We start from the raw sequence: 387 nt of genomic DNA on the forward strand, positions 1-387 counted from the left end.
CAAGTGTGTTAGGAGATAGTGACGCAGATATAGTAGATACTGCTATTGCTGCAGATGACTTTGAGACTTTAGTGGCTGCTGTGCAAGCTGCAGATTTAGTTGATGCGTTAAAAGGAGAAGGTCCATTCACTGTATTTGCACCAACAGATGATGCATTTGCAGCATTATTAGCTGACTTAAATATTGAAGCTGGTGAGCTGTTAGAATCTGATGATTTATCAAATATTCTTCTTTATCATGTCGTATCAGGTAAAGTTATGTCCTCTGATTTAGCTGATGGTGCAGTTGTTGAAACATTAAACGGATCATCAATAACAATTTCACTTGACCCAGTAAAAGTGAATGATGCAGAAGTAGTGACTGCTGATATTGAAGCATCTAATGGGG

1 protein-coding gene is annotated in these 387 nt (G+C 38.2%); it reads left to right on the forward strand.

The genetic code is table 11. The features are described from left to right. Window positions 1-5: 5 nt before the first annotated feature. Window positions 6-387 (forward strand): fasciclin domain-containing protein (locus AOA62_RS25700; RefSeq protein WP_368665714.1); only part of this gene is annotated, 382 nt, incomplete at its 3' end.

It is taken from the genome of Pseudomonas sp. 2995-3 (assembly GCF_002742565.1).
Lineage (GTDB): Bacteria > Pseudomonadota > Gammaproteobacteria > Pseudomonadales > Pseudomonadaceae > Aquipseudomonas > Aquipseudomonas edaphica.